This is a genomic window from Kitasatospora sp. SolWspMP-SS2h, from assembly GCF_003259315.1.
Taxonomy (GTDB): domain Bacteria; phylum Actinomycetota; class Actinomycetes; order Streptomycetales; family Streptomycetaceae; genus Kitasatospora; species Kitasatospora fiedleri.
Genome location: NZ_QLLT01000005.1, coordinates 129,880 through 156,216, shown reverse-complemented (window position 1 = coordinate 156,216; position 26,337 = coordinate 129,880). Strand labels below are relative to the sequence as shown.

Sequence of the window (26,337 nt, the reverse complement as noted above, 5' to 3'; positions counted from 1 at the left end):
GCGGTCAGCCCCGGCGGCGCAGCACCGCGCCCGCCAGGGCGAGGGCGGCGGTGGCGGCGGTGAGGGCGAAGACGGTGACGGCGGGGAGCAGGCCGTAGGCGCGGGTGAGGGCGCCGACGGCGATGATCGGGGCGGAGGAGCCCAGGTAGACGATCACCCAGAGGGCGGAGAGCTCGCTGCCGCGCCGGGCCGGGTCGAGGGCGGCGACCGCGGCGGTGAACAGGGAGCGGAACGCCACGCCCTGGCAGGCGCCGGCCAGCACGCTGCCGACGAACAGCAGCGCCGGGGTGCCGGTCGCGGCGGCCGTGGTGAGCAGGCCGAGCCCGGCGGCCAGGCCGGTCAGGGCGGCCGCCACGACCACCCGGTCGGAGGTGGGCGGGACGAGCAGCTGCGCGGCGGCCGAGGAGCCGAGCAGCAGCGCGGCGACGGCCGCGCCCGCCAGCGGGGAGCGGGTGTGCAGCAGGGTCGCGGAGAAGGCCGGGGCGAGCGCCAGGTAGACCCCGAAGACCGCGTAGGAGACGAAGCCCGCGGCGGCGGCCAGCAGGAACTCGCGGCGCCCGGCGCGCGGCAGCCGCAGCCGCCGGGGCCGCAGGTGGGCCGGGGTGGTGACGCGCGGCGGGGAGGCCGGGGGCCGGAACGGGCCGGGCATCCGCGGGTGCACCAGGGCGAGCGGCACGCACAGCGCCAGCAGCGCGACCGCGTGCGGCAGGAACGGGCCGAGCAGCGGCTTCGCGTCGTCGGTGAGCGCGGCGCCGACCAGCGGGCCGAGCGCGACGCCGCCCGCCGAGCAGGCCAGGGTGAGCTTGGCGGCCAGGGTGGGCCGGTCCGGCAGCAGGTCGCCGAGGGCGGCGCCCGCCGCGCCCGTGGACAGCCCGACCGCGACGCCCTGGACGGCCCGTCCGGCGGCCAGCTGCCAGAACGAGCCGGCGGTGGCGAACACCGCGTCCCCGGCGGCGGCCAGCGCCACCGCGGGCAGGATCAGGGCGCGCCGCCCCAGGTGGTCCGACCAGTGGCCGACCGCGGCCAGCACCGGGACGAGCGCGAACACGTAGACGGTGAACAGGACCGTGGTGTCCAGCGGGCCCAGGCCCAGGCGCTGCTGGAGCACCGGGTAGAGCGGGGTGGCGAGGTTCGCGCCGATCAGCATCAGCAGCAGGGCGGCGGCCACCAGGCCGACGCGGATGCCGCGCAGCGCGTTCCAGCGGCTGATCGCGGCGAGCTGGAGCTGCTTGCGGGGCGCGAGTTCCAGCGGAAGCAGGGCCTCCGACAGTCGGCGGTCGGCGTACTGAGCGGTGCTCAGGCCGGGGCCGGCGGGGGAGAGGTCCGCCATGGCAGGGGTCTCCTGGAGTGGCCGGGCACCGTCGGGCACGGCCGGGCCGGGGTGCGGCGGCACGGGTCGGACGGTGCGGGTGTGCACGTGGTACGTGGAGTGCGGAGCGCCGTCGCTCCGGGTCCCGGGGCGTGCGCGCGGGGGTGGTGCGCGTCGCCCACCGAAGGATACGTGCCGGCGGGCACTCGTTCGGACGCACCGCCCCACTCGTTCGGGCGGACGCCCGCGCAGCTCAGGCGTTCGGTCGTGGCGGCCGATACGCTGGGTTGACGGGCCGACACGCACGGCCCGCACCGCCGCTCCCCGCGTCCGCCGCCCCCCGGGCGGGCCGCCCACCGGACGGCGGTGCCCTGCGACGCACCCGGGAGAACGCGCGCGATGGCCGGACGTAGCCGTAACACCCCTGACCAGCAGCCGTCCGAGGGCGAAGGGCTGCTGCCCGCCGACTACGACCTCGCCGACCTGTACGGCGCGCAGAGCGGCGACGAGGACCCCGACGACACGGCCGTCCTGATCCCGCCGATCACCCTCCCGTCGGACGCCGAGCTGGCCGCCGCCGCGCTGGCCGTCCCGCTGATCTCCCGGGTCGTCGCGCTGGCCCGCTGGATCGCCCCGCACCGCGAGGTCGACGAGCACGGCGACCTCGGCGAGGCCGACCGGGTCCGGGCCGCCCGGCTGCTCGGCGCCGAGGACCCGGACGAGGACGACGTGGTCGAGGCGATGCGGGCCTGGGCCCTGGCCTGCGACCTCGACCTGGTCGAGACCGGCACCACCGACGAGGGCACCCACGTCGCCATCCCCGGCCCCGACCTGGCGGCCGTCGAGGCCGGCGAGCCCGCCGCCGTCCTCGGCCTCTGGTTCGAGGCCGCCGAACTGGTCCGGGAACTCGCCGCGGAGGCCGAGTCGGTCGACCCCGAGGTGGTCGAGGGCGGCCCGGACGACGACGGCGAGGCGCTGGCGGAGGTCGAGGACGCCCGGGAGCAGGCCGCCGAGATCCTCGACGAGGCGCTGCACGTGCTGTACGAGACCACCGCGTTCGCCGAGCCCGGCGCCGAGACCGTCCCGCTGGGCGTGCTCGCCGCGCTGCTGGTCGTCCCCGACGGGCAGGAGCCCGACGAGGAGATGCTCGGCGAGATCACCGACCTGATGGTCGTCCTCGACCCGATGCTCGGCGACCTCGCCGAACTCGGGCTGGTCGAGCACCGGCCGATCGACCCCGACCTGTTCGAGGAGGGGGAGGGGGAGGCGGGGGCACCGGGGGAGGCCGCCGAGGTGGTCGACACCGACCGGCCGCTGACCGAGGAGGACGCGGCCCGCTTCGGCACCGTCCGGCTCACCCCGCTCGGGCAGTACGCGGTGCGCGAGTGGCTGCTCGCCGACGGCTACGACGCCCCGCTGGTCGGCGACCTCGCCGACCAGGACGGCCCGGCCCTCCTGCGCGCCCTCGCCGAGAACGGGCAGCTCTTCGCCGAGCCCGAGCTCAAGGCCTGGCTGGCCGCCCGCGACCCGCGCGACGCCGCCCGCGAACTGCTGGCCGGGGCGCGCGGACGCGACGTGCAGTCGCCCGTCCGCCGCTACTACTGCGTGCTCGGCCTCGGCGAGCTCGGCGAGGACGCGGCCCCGCTGGTGCGGGAGGCGGTCGACGACCCCGAGCTGGGCGGGCTGGCCCGCGAGTGGCTGCGCGCCCGCGGCGCGGACGTCGCGGCGGCCGACCGCGAGGTCGCGCTCTGGCGGGTGATCGACTCGATGGCCGCCGTCATGCTGCTGACCGCCGGCGAGGGCGGCCGGCTCCAGGCGCTGGTGGCCGACCTGCCCGTCACCGACAACCCCGCCAGCTACTTCGGCGAGGTCTGGCGGGTGCCGCACCCGATGACGGTGGAGGTGCTGGAGGCGGTCGGCGAGCTGCACCTCGACCGCAAGGTCGCCAAGGAGGCCCGGCGGGCGGCGGTCCGGGCGCGGTCGCTGCGCGGGCAGACCGGGTAGCGGGCGGCGGGGCTCCTCTCCGGCCGGGTCCCTCCCCGGCCGGGCCCCGCCGAGTTCTCCGCGAGCCCTCCACGTCCGTCTGATGGCTCGACAGGTTCCCCGGGCCGTAAGGTAAGTCGGCGTTGGAGTGGCGAGCGGCCGGGGGTGCGGCGAGGGATGAAGAGGCAGCACACGAGCGGGCCCGTGGACATCGAGGCGATGTACTCGGACCAGGAGGCGTACGGCCGGCGGGTGTTGGCGGGCGCGGGGTTTCCGGTGTTCGGGTGGGTGCACGGGGCGGCGGCGCCCGGGTGGGACGTGCTGGCCGAGTACGAGGTCCACGACGGGGAACTGGAGGCGGTGGAGATCCGCTCCGGGGACTGGCGCTCCGCGCCGGGGCCGTACGTGACGGTGCGGACGTACCGGCCCGGGGCCGAGCCGAGCGGGCCGCTGCCCGACCTGGAGGACGTGGTCGAGGACGAGCGCGACCGGGTCTACGAGCACCTCGGGGTGGACGAGGGCGACACCGCCGGGCGGGTGCGGGCGCTGCGCGAGTGGATCACGGTGGACGGCGAGCCGCACGCGGTCCAGGTCCACGAGGACTCCCGGACGGGCGCCGGCCACGGCACGGTGTGGGCGGGCCGGCTGCGGGTGCACGGGGCGACGGTGACGGTCACCGGGCGCGGCGTCCCGCCGGGGTCGGTGGAACTGCGCCGGATCGGCGACTTCGAGCGGTACATCGTGGGCCGGACCGAGCTGCTGCGGCAGCTCGCCGCGCTCCGGGCGGACCGGCGCTCCCCCGAACCCGGGCCGGAGACCGCCGAGTTGGGCCTTCAGGCGCACCGGGACCTGGTGGTCCAGGCGATCGCGCGGGCCTCGGCGGTGGTCGCGCAGCTGCGCGCCGGGCGATCGGCCCGGCTGCCGCGCCACCTGCGCGGCGAGGACCGGCAGCTGCGCTGGGAGACGGCGGTCCGGCAGCAGATGCGGCTGGCCTCGGAGACCCGCGAGGAGGCCGACGAGGCGGTCACCTCCATGGTCAACCACCTGAGCCGGCTCGCCCACCACACGGACTGGGTGAGCGGGACGATCGAGGGCGCGGCGGCCGTGGAGGAGGTCGTCCGGTACACGGCGTTCGCCAGCGAGGTGCCGAGCCTGCCCGCGCAGCGCGCCTGGGAGCGGCTGTGGGCGGGCGGGACGCCCGAGCTGCCGTCGGGCACCGAGGAGGCCTGGCTGACGGCGTGGGAGCAGTGGCGGGTCGAGCGGACCCAGCACGGGGCACGGCGCTAGCGCGGGGCCTGCGGGGGCGGGTCAGCGGGAGGAGCGGTCGGGGCCGGATCGGCGGGAGGGGCGTTCGAAACGGCCGGGACGGGCGGGACGGTCGGGCCGGTCGGGGAGAAGGTAAAGGCGGGGCCATCGGTCGGTATGTGGTCGGTAAATCGGCACATCGACGCCGGGTCGGATTCACGCCCGGTTCACGTCCGGCCCGGAGCCTGTCGGTCACCGCACTTCGCCCCCTCCTCCAGGAGTGACCGCCATGCCGCTGTCCCGTCGGGACTTCGTCAACCGTTCGACCGTGCTCGGGGCCGGCGTCCTGATCGCCGGCAGCGCCGAGGTGCTGGCCACCGCGCCCGGGGCGATCGCCGCCCCCGCGGGCGGGGAGGTCGCCCTCGCGAAGGGCGGGCACACCGCGGTCGGCTACGGCGCGCTGGTGTCCGACCCGAAGGGGGTGCTGGCGCTGCCGAAGGGCTTCTCGTACGAGATCGTCACGCGCACCGGCGAGACCACCCTGGTCACCGGCGAGTCCACTCCGAGCAACCACGACGGCACCGCCGCGTTCGAGGGGCGGGGCGGGGCCGTCCTGCTGGTGAACAACCACGAGCTGGCCGGGCCGCGGGCGAACTGGCCGCACCCGGTGCCGCTGCTGGCGGGCCACGTCTACGACCCGGCCGCGGCGGGCGGCTGCACCGTCGTCGAGGTCTCCGGACAGGGGCACGGTGACGGGCATGGTGACGGGCACGGGCACGGTGATGGGCACGGGCACGGCCACGGGCCGGGCGGGCGCCGGGTCCGCGAGTGGGTCGGCATCGCCGGCACCGCCACCAACTGCGCCGGTGGCGCCACCCCGTGGAACACCTGGCTGACCTGCGAGGAGACCGAGGACAAGGCCGGCGCCAACGGCTTCACCAAGGACCACGGCTACGTCTTCGAGGTCGACCCGCACGACCAGGACGCCAACCGGGACCCGCAGCCGATCAAGGCGTTCGGCCGGTTCGCGCACGAGGCCGTCGTCATCGACGAGCGGCGCGGCCACGCCTACCTGACCGAGGACGCGGCCAAGCCCAACGGCCTGTTCTACCGCTGGACCCCGCCGGCCGGCTTCCGGCACGGCAAGGGCCGGCTGCGCACCCTGGCCGCCGACGCGGGCGCGCTGGAGGCGCTGAAGGCGTTCGACGCGCGCGGCAAGCTGGTCGACGACCTGTCCCGTGCCACCAGGCCCGGCACCACGTACGGCGCCGACTGGGTCAGGGTCCAGGACCGCGACGCCCGTACCACCTCGATCCGCAAGCAGTTCGCGGACGGCGAGATCACCCGGGCCCGCAAGCTGGAGGGCATGTGGTGGGGCGACGGCGGCATCTACTTCGTCTCCTCCTTCGCCCGCGAGGAGTCGCCGCTCCAGCACGACGGCCAGGTCTGGTTCTACAGCCCGACCCGGCGGACGCTGACTCTGAAGGTCATCCTCGGCGTCAACGACGAGGTCTGGACCGACCGGGGCAACTTCGACGGCCCCGACAACATCACCGTCTCGCCGCACGGCGGCCTGATCATCGCCGAGGACGGCAGCGGCCTCCAGCACCTGTTCGGCACCACCACCGACGGCCGGACGTACGCGCTGGCGCGCAACGAGCTCAACCTCGGGACGGCCGAGGAGCCGGAGTTCAGCGAGTTCACCGGCGTGACCTTCTCGCCCGACGGGCGGACGCTGTTCGCGAACATCCAGGAGCCGGGCATCATGCTGGCGATCACCGGCCCGTGGCACCGGATGTGACGGCCCGCCGGACCTGAGCCCGCCCGGGGAGCGCCGACTCCCCGGGCGTCGGGCCGGCCGCCGGGCGGACCGCCGGACGGGCGGGTGGACTGCCGGATGGGCGGGTGGACCGCCGGCCGGACGAACCGTCAGTCGGGCAGGCGGAGTTGGAGCATGGCGAGCAGGCGCTGCTGGGGCTGGGCGAGGTCCAGGCCGGTGAGCTGCTCGGCCCTCCGCACCCGGTAGCGCAGGGTGTTGGGGTGGATGTGCAGGGCGTCGGCCGCGGTGCGGACCTCGCCGAGGGCGTCGAGGTAGGCGAGGACGGACTCGGCGAGCCGGGTGTGGTGGCGGGCGTCGTATGCGCTGAGGGCGGTGAGGCGGGGGTCGCGCAGCTCGGGGCGGTCCTGGAGCAGGGCCAGCACCTCGGAGACCAGCACCTCGGCCTGGACGTCCTGGAGCGCGGCCACGTCCGGGACGACCCCGCCGCGGCCCATCGCGTCCAGGATCCGGTCGGCCTGGGCCCGGGAAGCCGGGACGTCGGCGAGGCCGGGGACGGTGGGGCCGATCGCGGCCCGCAGCGGGATGGACAGGTGGTCGCGGGCCGCGTCGACGGTCTCTCGGGTCCAGTCGCGCAGGGTGCCGGGCGGGACGCCGGGCGGGAGTTCGGGCAGCAGGACGTAGACCCGGGAGTCGACCGGGGCTAGCAGGGCGCCGCGGTGGCGGGCGGCGGTGTGCACCGAGATCAGGCCGATCACCTCGTCGCGGGAGAGCTCGGCGTCCCGGCCGTCGGTGGCGGCGGGGGCGTAGGCCAGCACGGTGGCCGCGCGGCGGACGTCCAGGCCCAGGTGGGTGGCCAGCGACTGCGGGCCGGTGGAGCCCTCCAGCAGGCCGGTCAGCAGGGTCTGGGTGAGCCGGGTGTCGGCCGACAACTCCCGGCGGCGGCGCACCAGTTGACCGGCCGCGACCCGGGCGGCGCCGACCAGCGCCTGCTCGGCGGTGTCGGTCAGCGGGCGGGAGCCCTCCTGCACCCAGATGGTGCCCAGCGGCTGCGCGCCGGAGCGGATCGCGATCGCCAGCCGGCGGCGGATGCCCAGCTCGGGGTGGGCGGCGATCTCGATCGCGCCCTCGGAGCCGCGCAGGTGCGAGAAGACGCCCCACTCGCGCAGCTTGGCCAGGTACGGCTCCGGGCCCTGGCGGCCCAGGATCGACAGCCGGCGCAGGTCGTCGACCTCGTCGGTCTCGGAGGTGCGGGAGTAGGCGAGCACCCGGCTGGAGGTGTCCTCGATCGAGACGATGCCGCCGGTCAGCACGGCGACGGTCTGGGCGAGCGAGAACAGGTCGCCGGTGGCGGCCCCGCCGGGCTCCGGGCCGTCCGGGCCGTCGGAGCCGGACAGCAGGGTGCGGGCCAGCGAGTCGAGGTGCTCCCAGCGGGTCTCGCGGCGCACCGAGAGCAGCGCGACGCCCGCCTCGGTGGCGGCCTCGCGCAGCGCGTCCGCCTGGCCCGGCCCGTCCAGCTTGACCGCGACGGCGGCGGCCCGGGCCCGGCCGGCGGCGCGCAGCGCGGGGAGGGCGGCCCGGCCGCGGGCGCCGATGGCCAGCACGAGTTCGCCCGGCGCGGCGGTGGGCGGGTCCTCCGGGTCGAGGATGGCCACGTGCCGGACCGGGACGTCCAGTCCGGCGGGCGCGGCCTGGAGCTCGACCAGGGGTTCGCCGAGCGACATCAGCAGCTGGCGCAGGGGCAGGCCGGTCATCGGCGGGGTCCTCGGTTCGGAGCGGGCGGTGTGCGGCGGGGCGCGTCCGGCGGTGCGTTTGGCAGGGCGTCCGGGGGGCAGCCGTCGGGCGTCAGGCGGGCAGTCGTCTGGCAGTCGTCGGGCTCCCTCGGGCGTTCGTCGGGCGTTCGTCGGGGCGGACAAGGTCCGGGGTCCGAGTTTAGTGAGCCGGACAGGGCGCGGTCGCCGTGACCGGGGTGTGACGGTGTTCGTCCGGGCGGACAACGGCGTGCGGGGGAATTTGGCGGCGCGGCCAACTGTCCCGGGCCGGGACGGGGAATAGCGTTCCTCCATGGCCGGTGTGCGACCCTCGCCGGCTTCCCATGACGAGAAGGAGAGCGTGCGCCATGGATGCTGTGACCCAGGTCCCCGCGCCGGTGAACGAACCGGTCCACAGCTACGCCCCCGGCAGCCCCGAGCGGGTCCGGCTGGAGGCCAAGCTGAAGGAGCTGGGCGGCCAGGGGCCGATCCAGCTGACCATGACGATCAACGGGGAGCAGCGCCTCGGCGGCGGCTCCGAGATCCACGTCGTGCAGCCGCACCGCCACGCGGCCCGGCTCGGCACGCTGCGCAACGCCACCCGGGACGACGCGCGCGAGGCCGTCGACACCGCCCTGGCCGCCGCGCCGGCCTGGCAGGCGCTCTCCTTCGACTCCCGCGCCGCGATCTTCCTGCGCGCCGCGGACCTGCTGGCCGGCCCGTGGCGGGAGACCCTCGCCGCGGCCACCATGCTGGGCCAGTCGAAGACCGCCCAGCAGGCGGAGATCGACACCCCCTGCGAGCTGGTCGACTTCCTGCGCTTCAACGTGCACTTCGCCCGGCAGATCCTGGCCGAGCAGCCGATCTCCTCGGACGGCGTGTGGAACCGCACCGACCACCGCCCGCTGGAGGGCTTCGTCTACGCGATCACCCCGTTCAACTTCACCGCGATCGCCGGCAACCTGCCGACCGCGCCCGCGCTGATGGGCAACGTGGTGATCTGGAAGCCGTCCCCCACCCAGCAGTTCGCCGCGCACTACCTGATGCGGCTGCTGGAGGCCGCCGGCCTGCCCAAGGGCGTCATCAACATGGTCACCGGCGACGGCCTGGACGTCTCCGAGGTCGCCCTCAAGCACCCCGCGCTGGCCGGCATCCACTTCACCGGCTCCACGCCGACCTTCCAGCACCTGTGGCGCACCGTCGGCGAGAACATCTCCGGCTACCGCACCTACCCGCGGATCGTCGGCGAGACCGGCGGCAAGGACTTCCTGGTCGCCCACCCGTCCGCCGACAAGGCCGTGCTGAAGACCGCGATGACCCGCGGCGCCTTCGAGTACCAGGGCCAGAAGTGCTCGGCGCTCTCCCGCGCGTACGTCCCGGCCTCGATCTGGGCCGAGATCAAGGACGACTTCCGCGACGAGGTCGAGTGGCTCACCATGGGCGACGTCGCCGACCTGAGCAACTTCATGGGCGCGGTCATCGACGAGCGCTCCTTCGCCAAGAACAAGGCCGCGATCGACCGCGCCAAGGCCGACCCGCAGGTCGAGGTGCTGGCCGGCGGCACGTACGACGACTCGGTCGGCTGGTTCGTCCGCCCGACCGTGCTGGTCTGCCAGGACCCGGCCGCCGAGTACTTCCGGGACGAGTACTTCGGCCCGATCCTCTCGGTGCACGTCTACCAGGACGAGCAGTACGACGAGATGCTCGCCCAGATGGAGTCGGCGTCCGCGTACGGCCTGACCGGCTCGATCATCGCCCAGGACCGCGAAGCCGTGCAGCACGCGATGCACGTGCTGCGCAACGCCGCCGGCAACTTCTACATCAACGACAAGCCCACCGGCGCCGTCGTCGGCCAGCAGCCCTTCGGCGGCGGCCGGGCCTCCGGCACCAACGACAAGGCCGGCGCCAAGCAGAACCTGATGCGCTGGACCTCCACCCGCTCCATCAAGGAGACGTTCGTCCCGCCGACGGACTACCGCTACCCGCACATGGGCTGACCGGGCCCGCACCCCGCGGGGCGGCCGCACCCCGGCCGCCCCGCACCCCCCTTCTCCACCAGCTGATCCGCTTCGCCGGGAGTCCACGATGCTCCGTTCCGCCCTCCTCGCCGCCTCGCGCTCCCCGCAGGTGCGCACCACGGTCGAGAAGTTCCCGCCCACCCACGCGATCGTCGAGCGCTTCGTCGCCGGCGACCGGCTCGACCAGGGCGTGAGCGCCACCGAGGCGCTGGTCGCCAGCGGCCGCAAGGTCACCCTCGACCACCTCGGCGAGGACACCAAGGACGCCGACCAGGCCGCCGGCACCGCCCTCGCCTACGAGCACCTGCTGACCGCCCTCCGGGACACCGGCCTCGCCGCCGACGCCGAGGTCTCCGTCAAGCTCTCCGCCGTCGGCCAGTTCCTCCCCGTGGACGGCGAGAAGATCGCCCTGGAGAACGCCCGCCGCATCTGCCAGGCCGCCGCCGCCGCGGGCACCACCGTGACGCTCGACATGGAGGACCACACCACCACCGACTCCACCCTGGCCATCGCCCGCGAACTGCGCGCCGACTTCCCCTGGCTGGGCGTCGTCCTCCAGGCCTACCTGCGCCGCACTGAGGCCGACTGCCGCGACCTCGCCCACGCGGGCTCCCGGGTGCGCCTCTGCAAGGGCGCCTACAAGGAGCCCGAGTCGGTCGCCTTCCAGGGCAAGCGGGACGTCGACCTCGCCTACGTCCGCGCGCTCAAGGTCCTGATGGCGGGCGAGGGCTACCCCATGGTGGCCTCGCACGACCCCAACATGATCAAGATCGCCGGCCAGCTCGCCGAGTGGAACAAGCGCGACGCCACCTCCTTCGAATACCAGATGCTCTTCGGCATCCGCCCCGAGGAGCAGCTCCGCCTCGCCGAAGCCGGCAACACCATGCGGGTCTACCTCCCCTACGGCCAGGAGTGGTACGGCTACTTCATGCGCCGCCTGGCCGAGCGCCCCGCGAACCTGACCTTCTTCCTCCGCGCGATGGCCACCCGCGGCTAGGAAAGCTGCCCTGAGCTGCGGCGGAGTCGGTGACGGCTCCGCCGCTACCGCACATCAGAGGTCTGGCCCAATTCGGCCTTCGAGGACGGGATTCCCCGCCATACGGTGTGGATAGAGATCCATTTCAGCTGTCCGAAGGACTCATTCCGAGGCGCGCGTCGACGGCGGGAGAACGTCCACGCCGCGATCCAGATCCGCAGCGGGCCAATCAGGCTGTCAGGCACGTCGACCTGGGCGGTGCAGGTCGCTCGCCCACCCTGACCAGCCGCGGAGGCCCGGCTACGCTGCCCGCATGATGATCCGGGCAGTGGTGTTCGACATCGGCGAGACGCTCACCAGCGACACCCGCTACTGGGCGGGCTGGGCCCGCTGGCTGGGCGTCCCGCAGCACACCATGTCAGCGCTCGTCGGGCACGTCCTCGCCCACGGCCTCGACAACGCCGAAGCGGTCCGCCTCATCCGGCCCGGCATCGACATCGCCGCCGAGTGGCGCGCCCGCCACGCCGCCGGGCAGGGCGACCACATCGAGGAGTCCGACCTGTACCCGGACGTCCGGCCCGCGCTACGGCAACTGCGTGACGCCGGGGTGTGGGTGGGCATCGCCGGCAACCAGAACCGCGAGGTGGCCGAGCTGCTGCGCGGACTCGACCTGCCTGCCGACGCGATCGCCACCAGCGGCGACTGGGGCGTCTCCAAGCCGTCACCCGGATTCTTCGGCCGGATCGCCGCGTGGGCGCCCGGTGCCCCGCAGCAGATCCTCTACGTCGGCGACCACCCGGCCAACGACATCACTCCGGCTCGGGCGGCCGGGCTGCGGGCCGCGCACCTGCGCCGCGGGCCGATCGGCCTGACCACACCCGCGCCGGACGCCGACTGGACGGTCGACTCGCTGACGGACCTCGCAGACCTGATCGACCGTCAACCAAGGTGAAACGCACCGGTCTTGCCGGGGCGGTTCCGTACCCGGGATCGTGACGGTGCGGGTACCGTGCCGAGCATGCCTGGTACCGCCGCCGCCCCTCTCGGGTACCGCGTAGCCGCTGCCCGCGCCGCCGTCGGCCTGTCCCGCCGCGAGGTGTCCGAGTCGTCCGGCGTCTCGGTCAGCAGGGGGGGGCGGCGGCGCGTCGCCGGGGGGCGTGCGCCGACCTGGAGGCGAGTGGGTCACCGTGATGGGCTCACCCGCGGCTGGGCGCCGAGGCGTCAGAGCATCGCGGCGGCGGGCTTGACCATGCTGCGGGCGGTCTTGGCGTCGACGTACTCGCCGAGGGCGGTCATCACCCACTCGCCGGAGAACTGGCGGACCAGCTTGCACATGGCGACGCCGGTGCGGGGTTCGGACTGGGCGAGGTCGAAGCGGACGAGTTCCTCCTCGGTGGCGGCGTCGACCAGGCGGCAGTAGGCGTTCTTGATGTCGGTGAACTTCTGGCCGGAGAAGGAGTTGACCACGAAGACCAGGCCGCAGACCTCGGGGGGCAGGCCGCCGAGGTGGACGGTGATGGCCTCGTCGTCGCCGCCGCCCTTGCCGGTGAGGTTGTCGCCGGAGTGGGCGATCGCGCCGTTGAAGACGGAGAGCTTCATGAACCAGGCGGTGTCGATCTTGGCGCGCTGGGCGTCGAAGGCGATCACCGAGGCGTCGAGGTCGATGTTGCGGCCGCGGCCGGCGGGCTCCCAGCCCAGGCCCATCCGGACCGAGGCGAGGAACGGCTGGCCGGCCTTCTCCAGGGAGACCGAGCCGCCCTTGACCAGGTTGACCCGGCCCTTGTCGAGGGTGATCTTGCCGACGGCGGGCGAGCCGGAGGGCATGGGGGGCGGGGTGGCGGAGCCCTGGGGCGCGGCGCTCGGCCTCGGCGGGGCGGCGGGCGGCGCGGTGGGAGCGGGCGGCGCGGTGGGGACGGGCGGGGCGGCGGGGGAGCCGGTGGCGGCGTCGGCGGTGGCGTCGGCCGGGGCCGCGTCCTCGACCGCGACGCCGAAGTCGGTGGCGATGCCGGCCAGCCCGTTGGCGTAGCCCTGGCCGACCGCGCGGACCTTCCACTCGGCGCCGCGCCGGTAGACCTCGACGACGACCAGGGCGGTCTCGCGGGAGAGCCGCGGCGGGGTGAAGGCGAAGAGTTCGCGGCCGGTGTCGGCGTCCCGGACGGTCGCGGTGGGCTCGGTGCCCGCGAAGGTGGCCCGCCGGTCGTCGAGCGAGGCGGTGACCACGATCCGGGTGATCTCCTCGGGCACCGCCGCGGTGTCGACGGCGATCGCGTCGGGGGTGCCGCCGGCCGCCGGGCGGTGCGTGACGCCCGGGCCCTGCGGGGCGTTGAAGAAGACGAAGTCGGCGTCCGAACGGACCTTTCCGGCCGCGGTGAGCAGCAGCCCCGAGACGTCCAGCCCCTTGGGCGCGGCGACCTCGACCACGACCCGGGCCGACCCCAGGGGTGCGTTGCCGCCCTGCGCCAGAACAGTCGTCACGTGCTCCTCCTCGAATCGCCGCCGTCCCCACCCTAGCCAACCCGCCCGGCCCGCCGGGATACGCCGCGAGCGAATCCGGGCCGAACCGGCTTGCCCGCCCCCGGCGGGCTCGGCGAGCATGCGGGCATGCCAGCACTGCAACGATCCGAAGCCACTGTCCGTGCCCGTCTGCTGGAGGTCCGCGGATACGCCGTCGACCTCGACCTGACCGGCGGGCCGGAGCGGTTCGGCAGCACCACCGTGATCCGGTTCGGGTGCGCCGAGCCGGGCGTCGACAGCTTCGTCGACGTCGACCCGGCCGTCCTGCGGCGCGCCGTCCTGAACGGGCAGCCGCTGGACGTGGCGGCCCTGGACGGCAACCGCCTCGCGCTGCCCGGCCTGCGGGCCGAGAACGAACTGCTGGTCGAGGCCGAGATGCGCTACTCGCGCACCGGCGAGGGCCTGCACCGCTACACCGACCCCGCCGACGGCGCGGTGTACGTGTACGCCACCTGCGGGCCCGACCTGGCGGCGAAGGTGTTCGCCTGCTTCGACCAGCCCGACCTGAAGGCGCCGATCACGCTGAGCGCCACCGCCCCCGCCGGGTGGACCCTGGTCGGCAACGGCGCCAGGACCGGCGCGGAGGACGGGCGGTGGGAGTTCGCCCCGACCAAGCCGATCTCCACCTACCTGTTCACCGTGGTCGGCGGCCCGCTGCACTCGGTGCACGGCGAGCACGACGGCATCCCGCTCGGCCTGCACGCCCGCCGCTCGCTGGCCGCCGAACTCGACCGCGAGGCGGCCGAGTTGTTCGAGGTGACGGCCGCCTCGCTGGACCGGCTGCACGAACTCTTCGACGAGCGCTACCCGTTCGGCGAGTACCACCAGGCGTTCGTCCCCGAGTTCAACTGGGGCGCGATGGAGAACCCCGGCTGCGTGGTGTTCCGCGACGAGATGCTGTTCCGCTCCCCGGCCACCGCGTCCGAGCGCGAGCGCCGCGCCATGGTGGTCTGCCACGAGATGGCCCACATGTGGTTCGGCGACCTGGTCACCATGCGCTGGTGGGACGACCTGTGGCTGAACGAGTCGTTCGCCGAGATGCTCGGCTACCGGATCGCCGCCGAGGCCACCCGCTTCACCGGCACCTGGACCGGTTTCTCGGTGCAGCGCAAGGGCTGGGGCTACGACGCCGACCAGCGCGCCTCCACCCACCCCGTCGCCGGCAACGGCACCCGCTCAGTCGCCGAGGCGATGGTCAACTTCGACGGCATCTCCTACGCCAAGGGCGCCTCCGCGCTGCGCCAGCTCGTCGCCTGGCTCGGCGACGACGCCTTCTTCGCCGGACTCAACGCGTACTTCGCCGACCACCTCTACGGCAACGCCGAACTCCCGGACTTCCTGGCCGCGTTGAGCGCCAGCAGCGGCCGCGACGTGCACGGCTGGGCGGACGCCTGGCTGCGCACCAGCGGCGTCGACACGCTGCGCGCCGAGACCGAGCGCGCCGCCGACGGCACCCTCACCGCGCTGACCGTCGTCAACGAGGGCAGCCGGCCGCACCTGGTCGAGGTCGGCGGCTACCGGGTCGAGGACGGCCGGGTCGTCCCGGTCGGCCGCGTCCCGGTCGAGCTCGGCCCCGGCCGCCGGGTCGCCGTGCCCGCCCTGGTCGAGGCCGGCGCGACCCTGGTCGTCCCCAACGACGGCGACCTGACCTGGGCCAAGATCCGCCTGGAAGCGGACTCCTGGCGGACCGTCCGGGAGTCGCTGTCGGCGATCGAGGACGACGTCACCCGCGCCGTCCTGTGGGAGCACGCCCGCGACCTGGTCCGGGACGCCGAACTCGACCCCGCCGAGTACCTCGACCTGATGGAGCGGCACCTGCCCGCCGAGACCTCCGACAGCATCGTCGAGACCGTCCTCGCCTTCGCCCGCACCCACGTGGCCGGCCGCTACCTGCCGCCGGCCCGCCGCGCCCGGGGCCTGGCCGCCGTCAGCCGCGCCGCCCGGGCCCTGCTGGCCGGCGACGGCAGCCAGGGCATCCGGCTGGCCGCGCTGCGCGCCGCCGTCGAGAGCAGCGGCGGCGACGACCAACTCGCCGAACTGCGCGGCTGGTTGGCCGGCGACGGGGTGCCCGACGGGCTGTCCGTCGGGCCGGAGCTGCGCTGGTCCGGGCTGGCCCGGCTGGCCGCGCTCGGCGCGCTCGACGAGGACGCGATCGCCGCCGAGACGGCCCGCGAACCGGGCAGCGAGGCCGAGTTCGGCGCCGCCCGGGCCCGGGCCGCCCGCCCGGAGGAGGCCGCCAAGGCCCGCGCCTGGGACCTGCTCTTCACCCCCGACGCGGCCTCCAACCGAATCCTGGAGGCCACCGCCCGCGGCTTCTGGGCCTCCGGCGACCCGGACCGGCAGCACGCGTACGCGCTGCGCTTCTTCGAGCGGATCACCGAGGCCGCCGACCGCACCGACACCGTCGCCCGGCTGCTCGGCCAGGCGCTCTTCCCGGTCGCCGAGGCCGCCCCCGACGTGGTCGCCGCCGCCGAGGCGGTGCTCGCCGACCCCGCGCTGACGCCCGCGCTGCGGCGCAACCTCTCCGACGCGACGGACGACCTGCGCCGCACCCGGGCGGTGCGGGCGGCGTTCCGGACGGCGTAGGGGCTCCGTCGGGGCCGGAAGGGGTCGCGGGCGCGTCGTCGCCTGCGACCCCTCCCGGCCCCGGCTGCCCCCGGCCGGCTCCCCGGCCGGCTCCGGCGGGGCGGCCCGCCGGTGGGGTCAGAAGGCGCCGCGGGCGGTGAGGGCCCGGGCGGTGGGGAGGGCGAAGGCGGAGGCGGTCCAGGTCTCCGGGGTGGCGGGAGCGCCGGGAGCGGGCTCGGCCGCGGCGCCGGTGACGGTGAAGGTGTAGCTGCCGGGGCGCAGCGGGAGGTCCGCGGGGGTGGTGAAGCGGTAGACCAGGGTGTCGCGTTCGAGGGCGATGGTGACGACCGCGCCGGGGAGGTCGGTGGCGGGGGTGGTGCCGGGGAGGGCGGCCGGGCGGTTGAGGCGGAACTCGACCTGGAGCGCCGTCATCGCCTCGTCGAGGTCGAGCCGCAGGGTGTGCCGGGTGCCGACCGGGCCCAGCGCGTCGGCCCGGCCGGTGCCGTGCAGGGTGAGGGGCAGCGGGGCGGAGGCGGACGGCGCGGGGGTGCGGGACGGGGCGGCCGACGGGCTCGGGCCCAGCGAGGGCGGCCGGGGGCCCGGGTCGGCCGGGGCGGACGGCGCGGTCGTCGCGCTCGTCACGGGCGGCGCGGGCGGCGCGGAGAGGGAGGCCGCGGGCGAGGGCGACGGACCCGGCGCGGGGGTGCCGGCGGGGGAGGGCCCGGGGGCGGGCGCGTCGGCGGGGCGGACGGGCGGGGCGGAGGCGGTGGCCGCGGCCGGGCGCGGGCTGGTGGCGGGGGTGGCACCGCCGTTCGCGCCGCCGGTGGTGGCGGGGGCGGCCTGCAGGGTGCTGCCCGGCGCGGGGGCGGTGCTCCCGGTGGGCGAGGCGTCCGGGCTGGGGACGGGCGGCCCGCCGACGGTGACGCCGATGCGGCGGCCGACCTGCTGCTGCTCGTTCAGCAGCCAGGTGGTGGCCAGGCTGATCCCGACCACCGTGGACATCGCCACCGCCGCGCCGGAGAACCGGATGGTGGGCAGCCGCAGCCGCCCGCCGAAGGGCCCGGGCCGGCCGTGCCGTCCGGAGCGGCCCGCGCGGACGGGCCCGGGGTGTTCGCGGAGCGCCACCGGGCTCCCCTTCCTTGACAGGTCCGCACACGACGCCGCGGCCCGTGCGCGGCCCGGACGGGCCCGGACGAACGGGGCGGGAGGGACGAGACTACCAGCGGTCTGACGGGCCGCCAGATCCCGGGCCAAACCTGTGGACCGGATCGAGTCCCGTGGCGGACCGGCGAGTTGGCGTACGCCGGTGGCACCGGTCTGGCCTGAACAGGCCATCCGGAACACCCCGTGCAACCCCCTGCAACCGTTGCGAGCGGCGGTGCGCCGGAGCACGCTGGTGCGGTACCCAGCCGCTTCGGAGCGACCGTCATGCCGTGCGACCCCCTGCCCGCCCCTTCCGACCAGCCGGTCGCCGCCACCCCCACGGGCGGCGACCGGGACGGGGCCGCCGCGCCCCCCGCGGTGGTCGAGGAGGTGCTGGTCCTGCGGATCGCCCTGGACCAGGACCTGGTCGGCGAGGTGCGCACCCGGTTCCGGTACGCGGCCGCCGCGCCGCACGAGGTGCGGCTGACCTTCCACCTGGGGCGTCCCGACGAGGCGGACTGGGTCTTCTCCCGGGACCTGCTGCGCGACGGCCTGGAATCGCTCAGCGGACAGGGCGACGTCAAGCTGTGGCCGGCGTCCTGCCCCTGCCACGGCGCGACCCTGCACCTGGCGCTGGAGTCCCCGCACGGCAGCGCCCTGCTGGAGGCGTCCCGGCCGCAGGTGGAATCCTGGCTGGAACGCAGCTACGCCGTGGTGCCGGACGGCGGTGCGCCCGAACTGCTGCCCAGCGACGAGGAGTTGGCCGAGCTGCTGGCCGGCGGCTGAGCCCCGCCGGGCCGGCCCGGCAGTCGCAGTGCGCCGCGTGCCAAGTCCGCGCGCAGCTCCCGGATGGCCGGGGCGACCGAGCCGGGCAGCAGGTCGTACGGGTCGTCCGGGCCGAGCACGGCGGTCTCGGCGCCGGCCCTCAGCCGGTACGGCCGGGCCGCCAGCAGGGCGCCCAGGTGCCTTCGCAGCCGGGAGAGTTCGGCGCGGACGGTGACGGTGCGGGCCGGGTCGGCGAACAGGGCCTCGGCGAGCCGGGCGGCGCTCAGGCCGTCCCGGTGCAGGACCAGCAGCAGGAGCAGTTCGGCGTGCCGGGGGCTCGGCGAGTGCGACCAGGCGCCCGCGCTGCCGCGCACCCGCAGCTCGGGGCTCCCGGGGCGGCGCAGGTCCAGTTCGAGGACGGCGGACTCGGCCTGCGCGGCGAGCTCGGCCGGGCGCGGGACGGCCGGGCGGACCAGCCAGCCGTCGGCCAGCGGCTCCACCGCGCACTCGCCCAGCGTCGGCACCCAGTGCACCCCGCCGACGCCCCAGCTGCCGGGCGGCAGCGCCAGCCGGGGCGGCCCCGGCAGGCCGGTCGCGGCGGCCGTCCAGCCCGCGCCGTCCACCACCAGGGCCGGGCCGCCGAACCGGGCCAGCAGCGGCACCGCGACCGTCCGCAGCCGGTGCAGCGCCTCCAGGTGGCCCGCCCGCAGCTCGGTCTCGGCGAGCCGGGCGGCGGTCAGCGCGAGCTGCCGCAGGTAGGGGTGGTCGCCGGTGGCCGGGCCGCTCAGGTTGACCACCCCGGCCGGCCGGCCGGTGCGCGGGTCGCGGATCGGGACGCCCACGCAGCTCCAGCCGCGGTGGCTGTACAGGTAGTGCTCGGCGGAGTGCACGGTACTGGGGCGGGCCGTCCGGGCGGCCAGCCCGATGCCGTTGGTGCCGACCTCGTCCTCGGACCAGAGCGCGCCCGGCCCGAACCCGATCGCTTCCGCGTCCCGCCGCAGCCGCCGCCCGGTCTCCAGCCACAGGACCCGGGCCTTCGGGTCGGCGACCGCGAGCACTACCGGCGCCTGCTCGCCCGGCGTGAACAGGGCGGAGCGCAGCACCGGCAGCACCTGCTCCAGGCCGGTGGCGTGCCGGACCTCCTCCAGCTCGCCGGGACGCAGCCGCCGGACCTCCCGCCCGCGCTCAGGGTCCAGCCCGAGCCCGCGCAGCCGGGCCCAGGAGTCCCCTATCTCCGGCCGGACCTCCGGCCGCTGCGGGTGCTCGTGCGCCCGCAGCCGGACCGGTCGGCGGGGCGCCCGGGCGGGCGGCGTGCCGCCGCCTCCGATCCGCTGCATGCCGTCCCCCGTCTCCCCGTCCCGCTGCCAGCCTACGGGGGGCCGGAGCGGACACGCCGGAGCGGCGGAAAGAGTCGTGCGGGCTCCGGCGGCTGCGGCAGACTGGCCTGTTCCCCGCCGCCGCGCGCGGGGTGTTCGGGGTGCGCGGGGCGGTGTGGGCGGGGTGCGAGACGGGGGGCGGGCGGTTTCGGCGGTGGCGGCGGCGAGGCGGTCGGCCAGGGTGGGGGCCGCGAGGGTGCGCGCGGGCGCGGCGGGAACGGGTGGGGGTGCGGTCGGTGAGCAGAGCGCGGACGCGGCGGGGGACCGGGCCGAGGGCGGTGGCGGGGCTCGGACGGCGGTCGTCACGGCTGTGTGCCGGGCAGCTCGCGCCGCAGGTGTCCGTCCTTCCCGGAGCGGTGGGTGAACCGCCCGCCGCGTCCGTTCTGGTACATGTTGTCCCTGTGATCCCGAATGTTCCTCTCCCTGCCGACCTGCTCGCCTACGACGGCAGCGGCATCGACGGCGGCCTCTACACCCGGGTCACCGGGTGGGCCGAGTCCGCGCCGCACTGGTTCGAGCAGCTGACCAGGGCCTGGTCGGCGTACGGCATGGCGGTGTTCGCGCTGCTGATGCTCTGGGCCTGGTGGCGGGCCCGGGCCGCCGACTCGGCGGTGATGGCCCGGGTGCTGGCCTCGCCGCTGATCGTGGTGGCCGCCTACCTGGTCAACTCGGTGCTCAAGTCGCTGGTCGAGGAGGTCCGGCCGTGCCGGCAGCTCCCCGGCAGCTTCGTGGTCGAGTCCTGCGCGCCGGTCGGCGACTGGTCCTTCCCCAGCAACCACACGGTGGCCGCGTTCTCCGCCGCCGCCGCGCTCTGGTACGCCGACCGCCGGATCGGCTGGGTCGCCCTGCTGGCCGCCGTGCTGATGGGCGCCTCCCGGGTCTGGGTCGGCGCGCACTACCCGCACGACGTGCTGGCCGCCGCGCTGCTCGGCGTCCTGGTCGCCGTCCCGCTGGCGCTGCTGGCCGGGCGCGCCGCCCCGCTGGTCGACCGGCTGCGGACCGGTCCGCTGGGGCCGGTGCTGGGCGCCGGGGCGGTCTGAGCGGGCCGGGCGGGTCGCCCGGAGCCCCGGGTCGGTCCGGGCGGGTCGCTCGGAGCTCCGGGAACGGGCTGGTCGGAGCCCCTGGAGCGGGGTGCCGGTGACCCGGCCGATCCGGGCCGGTCGGCCTCTTGTGCCGCCGCGCCGCCCGGGGGGAGCATGTGAGCCGGGCAGGGGTGACTCCCCCGCCCGGCTCGGTTTTTCCTGCAGCTCTGCGGAGGGACGTGCCATGCCGTACCGACTCGACGTCATCCAGGGGAACTGGCCCGCGGACGAGCTCGGGAAGGGGGTGGAGGGCCTGCTCGCCGACAGCACGGTGCTCAGCCTCGCCACCGCCGGACACGAGCGCGGCCCGCACGCCAACCTGGCCTTCTACGCCTTCGACTCCGACCTGGTGCTGTACTTCGTCAGCGAGCGCTCCACCCGGCACAGCCTGCACCTGGCCGAGGAGGCCAGGGCCGCCGCCACCGTCCACCTGCCGCCGCCCGCGTACGGCGAGCAGCTGCGCGGCATCCAGCTCACCGGCAGCGCGAGCGAGGCCTGGGGGCGGCAGGCCGAGGCGGCGCTGACGGCCTACCGCAGCCGGTACCCGGCGTTCGCCGCCGACCCGGAGGTGGCCGCCCAGTTCCTGGCGGGGCGGGGGCCCGCCGCGCTGTACCGCTTCCAGGTGGAGGAGCTGACGGCGGTGGACGAGCCGCGGTTCGGGCGGCGCGAGTACCTCCACGCGCGGGTGCTGCGCTGAGCCGCGCTGTGCTGCACTCCGTCGAGCTGAGCCGCGCCGCGCCGCGCTGAGTCGAGCCGCGCCGGACCGGGCCGGGGTGGCCAGGTTGTATGGACAACTCTTGCGGGCGGTTCACCCTCCTGACGGGAGGCCGACGCCCGGCGGCCACCTCGACGCCCCAGCCTGTCCGCATGAGAGTCATCGTCGTAGGAGCGGGCGTGCTGGGCACCATGCACGCCTGGCAGGCCGTCGAGCGCGGCCACGAGGTCGTCCACCTGGAACGCGAGACCGAGGCCCGCGGCGCCTCCGTCCGCAACTTCGGCCTGGTCTGGGTCAGCGGCCGGGCCGCCGGGCCGGAGCTGGAGACCGCACTGCGCGCCCGCGAGCTGTGGGAGCGGATCGGCGAGCGCGTCCCCGGCCTGTGGTTCCGGCCCAACGGCTCGCTCACCCTGGCCCGCACCGAGGCCGAACTCGCGGTCGCCGAAGCCGCGTCGAAGCTCCCCGACGCCGGGGCCCGCGGCTACCGGCTGCTCGACCCGGAGCAGGTCCGCGCCCTCAACCCCGCGCTGCGCGGCGCGTTCCTGGCCGGCCTGCACTGCACCCGGGACGCCGCCGTCGAGCCCCGCGTCGCCCAGCCCGCGCTGCGCGCCGCGCTGGAGGCCACCGGCCGCTACACCTTCCTGCCCGGACGCGAGGTCCGCGACCTGGTCGGCGACCGCGCCGTCCGCGACGACCACGGGCAGCTGCACGAGGGCGACCTGGTGATCCTGTGCACCGGAGCCTGGCTCGGCGGCCTGGTCCGCGAACTCGCCCCCGACCTGCCGGTGCGTCGGGTCCGCCTCCAGATGATGCAGACCGACCCGCTCGGCGAGCCGCTCACCACCTCGGTCGCCGACGGCGACTCCTTCCGCTACTACCCCGCCTTCGCCGGGCCCGAGCTGGACGCCCTGCGGGCCGGTCAGCCGCAGCCCCCCGTCGCCGAACAGCACCGGATGCAGCTGCTGATGGTGCAGCGCCGGGACGGCGGACTCACCGTCGGCGACACCCACGAGTACGACCAGCCGTTCGGCTTCGACGTGGTCGAGGACCCGTACGACCACCTCGCCGAGGTCGCCGGGGAGCTGCTCGGCCGCCCGCTGCCCCGGACCCGCCGCCGCTGGGCCGGGGTCTACGCCCAGTGCACCGACCCCGCCCTGGTGGTCCACCGCCAGCGGCTCGCCGACACCGCCTGGCTGGTCACCGGCCCCGGCGGGCGCGGCATGACCTGCTCCCCGGCGATCGCCGAGACCACCGCGGACGCCGCGGGCCTCTGAGCCCGCGGCCCGCCCACCCGGGGCCCGGAGGGCCCCGGCACCGACGTCAACGTACCTGCGTGACAAGAAGGTTGGACATGAACGCGCACGATGTGACCCTGGTGGTGCTCGACATGGCGGGCACCACCGTCGCCGACGACGGCCTGGTGGAGCTGGCGTTCGCCGCCGCCGCCCGCACCCAGGGGGTCGAGACCGGGAGCCCCGAGCACGCCGCGATGCTGGCGCACGTCCGGGCCACCATGGGGGAGTCGAAGATCTCCGTCTTCCGGCACCTGTTCGGCGACGAGGACCGGGCCCAGGGCGCCAACCTGGCCTTCGAGGCCGCCTACGAGGGCCTGGTCGACCAGGGCCGCTGCGAGGCGCTGCCCGGCGCCGCCGAGGCCATCGCCGAACTGCGGGGACAGGGGCGGAAGGTGGCGCTCACCACCGGCTTCGCCCGCACCACCCAGGACCGCATCCTGGCCGCGCTCGGCTGGCAGGACGTCGCCGACCTGACGCTCTGCCCCGCCGACGCCGGCCGCGGCCGCCCCTACCCCGACCTGGCCCTCACCGCGCTGCTGCGCACCCGCACCGACTCGGTCCGGCAGGTCGCGGTGGCCGGCGATACCGGCTACGACATGCTCACCGGCAGCCGGGCCGGCGCCTCGGTGGTGGCCGGCGTGCTCACCGGCGCGCACGACGCGGACCGGCTGCGCGCCGACGGCGCCACCCACGTGCTCGCCTCGGTCGCCGAACTGCCCGCCCTGCTGGCCGCCCGCTGAGGACCGCTCGCCGAGGGCCGCCCGCTGACGGTCACCCGCTGACGGGGGCTCACCCCGCCGCCGCCGTCCGGCCCCGACGACGCCCCGGGGCCGGGCGGTACTGGTCCGCGCGGCTTTTGCGTGGTTATCTGATGGCATGTTGCGGTCACTGCGTTCGCTCGGAGTGCTCACCCTCGGACTGGCGCTGCTCACCGGCTGCGGCTCCTCGGGCAGCGGCGGCGGCGCCCCGTCCGGCAGCGCCGGGACGGCGACCGGCGGCACCCCGTCCGCCGGGAGCAGCCCGCCCGCCGGCCCGAGCCCCAGCCCGACGCCCTCCCCGACGCCGACCCCCAGCCCCACCCCCACGCCCACCCGGTCCAGCGCCGCGCCGGCCACCGGCCCGAGCGACGCGCAGCTCGCCGGGCAGCGGATCGTCTACTCGTACCCCGGCACCACCGTCCCCGACACGCTGCTCCAGCGGGTGCGCGAGGGCCGGGTCGCCGGGGTGATCTTCTTCGCCGAGAACGTCGGCAGCGGCGGCGACGCGCTGCGCACCGCCGTCAACCGGCTACGGGAGGCCGAGCAGCAGAGCCCGAGCCCGCGCCCGCTGCTGCTGATGACCGACCAGGAGGGCGGCGTGGTCCGGCGGGTGCCCGGCGGGCCCGCGCAGTCCGCCAAGGACGTCGGCCGCTCCGCCGACCCGACGGCCGCCGCCACCCGCACCGGCGACGAGGCCGCCGCCGCGCTCACCGCCTTCGGCCTCAACCTCAACCTCGCGCCGGTGCTGGACGTCTACCGCACCCCCGGCGACTTCGCCGACTCCGCGCAGCGCTCCTACAGCACCGACCCGGCCACCGTCGGCAGGCTCGGCTCCGCCTTCCTCAAGGCCCAGCAGGGCGCCGGGGTGGCCGCCACCGCCAAGCACTTCCCCGGCCTCGGCAGCGCCCCCGCCGGGGCCAACACCGACGAGCGGCCCGTCACCCTGGACACCTCCCTCGACCAGCTGCGCACCGTCGACGAACGCCCCTACCGGGACGCGATCGCCGCCGGCGTCCAGCTGGTGATGTTCTCCTGGGCGGTCTACCCGGCCCTCGACCCCGGCACCCCCGCCGGGATGTCCGGCACGATCGTCCGCGACGAGCTCCGCACCCGCCTGCACTACCAGGGCGTCACCGTCACCGACGCGATCGAGGCCAAGGCCCTCGACCCGGTCGGCGGCACCCAGCAGCGCGCCCTCGCCGTCGCCCGCGCGGGCGTCGACCTGCTGCTCTGCTCCGGCCGGGACGTCGCCCAGGGCGACGCGGCGGCCGCGGCGCTGGCCGCGGCGCTGGCCTCGGGACAGCTCGACCGGAAGGACTTCACCGCCTCCGCCCAGCGGGTCGACGCACTGCGCGGCACGCTCAAGTAGCGGACGGCCGTCAGAGCACCAGCACCAGCACCAGCGGCACCGCCGCCACGGCGACGAGCACCAGGGTGAGGTGGAACGCGGCCACGTGCGCGGGCCGTCGGGGGCGCAGGTCGGCCTCGGCGTGCTGCCGCCGGGCGGGCCGGCGGCCGACCGGCGCGACCCGCGCGGGGGCCGGCGGGCCGACGGTCGCGGGCGCCGGGGCCGCGGCGTCCTCCCGGTGCTCCGGCCAGTCGGGGGCGGTGCCGGTGGCCGCCCGGTACAGGGCGGCCAGGCGGCGGCGGGCGGTCGGGGTCGACGGCGGGCGGCGCGCCGGGTCGGGCCAGCGCAGCACGGCCAGGCGGCGGGCCGGGTCGCGGAAGCGCCGTTCGAAGGCGGCCAGTTCGAGGCCGGACAGCTCCTCGTCCAGGTAGTTCCAGCGTCCGCACTCGTCCAGCTGCCCGGTCCGCCGGTACGCGTCGGCGAGGCGGCGGCGGGCCGCCAGGTCGGTCGGGTCGTTCGACAGCAGGCCGTGCAGTCGGCGGCGGGCCAGCCGCTCGCGGCCTTCCCGCAGGTCGGCCTCGGCCCTGACCAGGGTGGATTCGACGCTCATGGCCCCGGATCCTGCTGGCCCGCCCCGGCTGCGGTCAACCGGATTCGGGCAGGTCAGTGCGTGGTCCGGAGGTTGAGCAGCACCACGCCGGCGATCACCAGGGCGAGGCCGCACCACTGGAGGCGGCCCAGCGCCTCGCCGAAGAAGCACGCGCCGATCGCCGCGACGGCGGCGGTGCCCGCGCCCGACCAGACCGCGTACGCGACCGAGACGGGTATGTGCTTGAGGGCCCGGCCGAGCAGGGCGAAGGAGAGCACGTAGCCGACCGCGACGGCCAGGCTGGGCCACAGCCGGGAGAAGCCGTCGGTGAGCTTGAGCAGGCTGGTGGCGCAGACCTCGCTGGTGATCGCCAGGGCGAGCAGCAGGTACGGCGGCATCAGCGGGCGGGGGAGAGCGCGGCGAGGAGCGGGAGGTCGGCGTCGGCCAGGCTGTCCAGCACGGTGGTGCCCGGCGCGGCGGGGATCGGGACGGCGGACGGCACCGCCAGCACCGGGCAGCCCGCGGCGCGGGCGGAGGCCACGCCGGTCGGGGTGTCCTCGACGGCGACGCAGACGGCCGGGGCCAGGCCCAGCCGGGCGGCGGCGGCCAGGTACGGGTCGGGGGCGGGCTTGGTGCGGGGGGTGTCCTCGGCGGCGAGGGTGGTGCTGAACCAGTGCGGGCCGATGGCGCGCAGCACCAGGTCGACCACCCGGCGCGGGGACGCCGAGACCAGGGCGGTCGGGACGTCCGCGTCGCGCAGCGCGGCGAGCAGCGCGAGGGCGCCGGGGCGGGGGACGACCTCGGCCCCGACCTTGGCGGCGAAGGAGTCGTTCAGGTGCGCCACCAGGTCGGCCTCCGGGCGGGAGGTGCGGCTGCTGCGGTGCAGGTGGGCGGCGGTGTGCTCGACGGCCCGGCCGAGGACGTCCGGGAGGTCGGCGTCGGTGAGGGCCAGGTCCAGCTCGGCGGCGAGTTCGGCCGCGGCCTGCCACCACAGGTGCTCGGTGTCGACCAGGGTGCCGTCCATGTCGAACAGGACGGCGGCGGGGCGGGGTGCAGGCATGGCGGTACCTTACGGGGTGGTTTCGGGCGCGCGGGGCGTGCGGGGCGGGCAGGGCGCGCGAGGTGTAC

21 protein-coding genes are annotated in these 26,337 nt (G+C 76.1%); 13 read left to right on the top strand and 8 right to left on the bottom strand.

Annotation, left to right across the window (positions count from 1 at the left end; all coding sequences use genetic code 11):
- Positions 1-4: 4 nt before the first annotated feature.
- Positions 5-1,330, bottom strand: a complete 1,326-nt coding sequence (locus K353_RS08260; protein ID WP_111552925.1) for an MFS transporter — start codon at positions 1,328-1,330, stop codon at positions 5-7.
- 378 nt (positions 1,331-1,708) lie between these two features.
- On the opposite strand from K353_RS08260, the gene K353_RS08255 reads away from it, so the two are divergent.
- The 3 genes from K353_RS08255 (at position 1,709) to K353_RS08245 (ending at position 6,338) form a co-directional block, all read left to right on the top strand.
- Positions 1,709-3,313, top strand: a complete 1,605-nt coding sequence (locus K353_RS08255; protein WP_111552924.1) for a hypothetical protein — start codon at positions 1,709-1,711, stop codon at positions 3,311-3,313.
- A gap of 156 nt (positions 3,314-3,469) precedes the next feature.
- Positions 3,470-4,579, top strand: coding sequence for a hypothetical protein (locus K353_RS08250; protein WP_146616425.1), 1,110 nt, complete (start codon positions 3,470-3,472; stop codon positions 4,577-4,579).
- Between the two features lie 247 nt (positions 4,580-4,826).
- Entirely contained in the window at positions 4,827-6,338 is a 1,512-nt protein-coding gene (locus K353_RS08245) for an alkaline phosphatase PhoX (RefSeq protein ID WP_111552922.1), read from the top strand.
- A gap of 128 nt (positions 6,339-6,466) precedes the next feature.
- On the opposite strand, the gene K353_RS08240 is transcribed toward K353_RS08245, so the two are convergent.
- Entirely contained in the window at positions 6,467-8,068 is a 1,602-nt protein-coding gene (locus K353_RS08240; protein WP_111552921.1) for a CdaR family transcriptional regulator, read from the bottom strand.
- Positions 8,069-8,433: 365 nt separating this feature from the next.
- Here K353_RS08240 and pruA point away from each other — a divergent pair, with 365 nt between their 5' ends.
- The 3 genes from pruA to K353_RS08225 all read left to right on the top strand — a co-directional run bounded on the left by pruA (position 8,434) and on the right by K353_RS08225 (position 12,011).
- The gene (gene pruA, locus K353_RS08235) at positions 8,434-10,062 is read left to right on the top strand and encodes an L-glutamate gamma-semialdehyde dehydrogenase (RefSeq protein ID WP_111552920.1); all 1,629 of its coding nucleotides are present in this window, start codon (positions 8,434-8,436) and stop codon (positions 10,060-10,062) included.
- Between the two features lie 88 nt (positions 10,063-10,150).
- Entirely contained in the window at positions 10,151-11,080 is a 930-nt protein-coding gene (locus tag K353_RS08230; RefSeq protein WP_111552919.1) for a proline dehydrogenase family protein, read from the top strand.
- A gap of 295 nt (positions 11,081-11,375) precedes the next feature.
- Positions 11,376-12,011, top strand: coding sequence for an HAD family hydrolase (locus tag K353_RS08225; protein ID WP_111553027.1), 636 nt, complete (start codon positions 11,376-11,378; stop codon positions 12,009-12,011).
- Positions 12,012-12,280: 269 nt separating this feature from the next.
- Here K353_RS08225 and K353_RS08220 read toward each other — a convergent pair whose 3' ends face one another.
- Positions 12,281-13,522, bottom strand: coding sequence for a TerD family protein (locus K353_RS08220; protein ID WP_111553026.1), 1,242 nt, complete (start codon positions 13,520-13,522; stop codon positions 12,281-12,283).
- 138 nt (positions 13,523-13,660) lie between these two features.
- Between K353_RS08220 and pepN the strand changes: the two genes are divergently transcribed.
- Positions 13,661-16,159, top strand: a complete 2,499-nt coding sequence (gene pepN, locus K353_RS08215; protein ID WP_111552918.1) for an aminopeptidase N — start codon at positions 13,661-13,663, stop codon at positions 16,157-16,159.
- Positions 16,160-16,276: 117 nt separating this feature from the next.
- Here pepN and K353_RS33740 read toward each other — a convergent pair whose 3' ends face one another.
- Complete coding sequence (locus tag K353_RS33740) at positions 16,277-17,263, bottom strand: hypothetical protein (RefSeq protein ID WP_146616424.1); 987 nt, start codon at positions 17,261-17,263, stop codon at positions 16,277-16,279.
- A gap of 303 nt (positions 17,264-17,566) precedes the next feature.
- Here K353_RS33740 and K353_RS08200 point away from each other — a divergent pair, with 303 nt between their 5' ends.
- On the top strand, positions 17,567-18,067 hold the full coding sequence (locus tag K353_RS08200) for an SsgA family sporulation/cell division regulator (protein ID WP_111552915.1): 501 nt from the start codon (positions 17,567-17,569) through the stop codon (positions 18,065-18,067).
- Here the strand turns inward: K353_RS08200 and K353_RS08195 are convergent.
- Positions 17,986-19,383 (bottom strand): GAF domain-containing protein, encoded by a 1,398-nt coding sequence (locus K353_RS08195; protein ID WP_111552914.1) that lies wholly within the window; start codon positions 19,381-19,383, stop codon positions 17,986-17,988. The genes K353_RS08200 and K353_RS08195 overlap by 82 nt on opposite strands.
- Before the next feature lie 440 nt (positions 19,384-19,823).
- On the opposite strand from K353_RS08195, the gene K353_RS08190 reads away from it, so the two are divergent.
- From K353_RS08190 to K353_RS08170, 5 genes are all read left to right on the top strand, one after another.
- Positions 19,824-20,462: a phosphatase PAP2 family protein gene (locus tag K353_RS08190; RefSeq protein WP_111552913.1), complete on the top strand. Its 639-nt coding sequence runs from the start codon at positions 19,824-19,826 to the stop codon at positions 20,460-20,462.
- 226 nt (positions 20,463-20,688) lie between these two features.
- A complete protein-coding gene (locus K353_RS08185; RefSeq protein WP_111552912.1) occupies positions 20,689-21,201 on the top strand; it encodes a pyridoxamine 5'-phosphate oxidase family protein in 513 nt (170 codons plus the stop codon).
- A 170-nt stretch (positions 21,202-21,371) separates the two neighbouring features.
- Positions 21,372-22,493, top strand: a complete 1,122-nt coding sequence (locus K353_RS08180; protein ID WP_111552911.1) for a TIGR03364 family FAD-dependent oxidoreductase — start codon at positions 21,372-21,374, stop codon at positions 22,491-22,493.
- Between the two features lie 77 nt (positions 22,494-22,570).
- Positions 22,571-23,254, top strand: coding sequence for a phosphonatase-like hydrolase (locus K353_RS08175; RefSeq protein WP_111552910.1), 684 nt, complete (start codon positions 22,571-22,573; stop codon positions 23,252-23,254).
- Positions 23,255-23,390: 136 nt separating this feature from the next.
- Complete coding sequence (locus K353_RS08170) at positions 23,391-24,641, top strand: glycoside hydrolase family 3 N-terminal domain-containing protein (RefSeq protein ID WP_111552909.1); 1,251 nt, start codon at positions 23,391-23,393, stop codon at positions 24,639-24,641.
- Positions 24,642-24,651: 10 nt separating this feature from the next.
- On the opposite strand, the gene K353_RS08165 is transcribed toward K353_RS08170, so the two are convergent.
- Genes K353_RS08165 through K353_RS08155 form a run of 3 tightly spaced genes read right to left on the bottom strand, consistent with a single transcriptional unit; the run spans position 24,652 to position 26,269 of the window.
- Positions 24,652-25,230: a DUF6584 family protein gene (locus K353_RS08165; protein WP_111552908.1), complete on the bottom strand. Its 579-nt coding sequence runs from the start codon at positions 25,228-25,230 to the stop codon at positions 24,652-24,654.
- A 53-nt stretch (positions 25,231-25,283) separates the two neighbouring features.
- Positions 25,284-25,607 (bottom strand): multidrug efflux SMR transporter, encoded by a 324-nt coding sequence (locus tag K353_RS08160; protein ID WP_111552907.1) that lies wholly within the window; start codon positions 25,605-25,607, stop codon positions 25,284-25,286.
- Entirely contained in the window at positions 25,607-26,269 is a 663-nt protein-coding gene (locus K353_RS08155; protein ID WP_111552906.1) for an HAD family phosphatase, read from the bottom strand. The genes K353_RS08160 and K353_RS08155 overlap by 1 nt, the downstream gene beginning before the upstream one ends.
- Between the last annotated feature and the right edge of the window lie 68 nt (positions 26,270-26,337).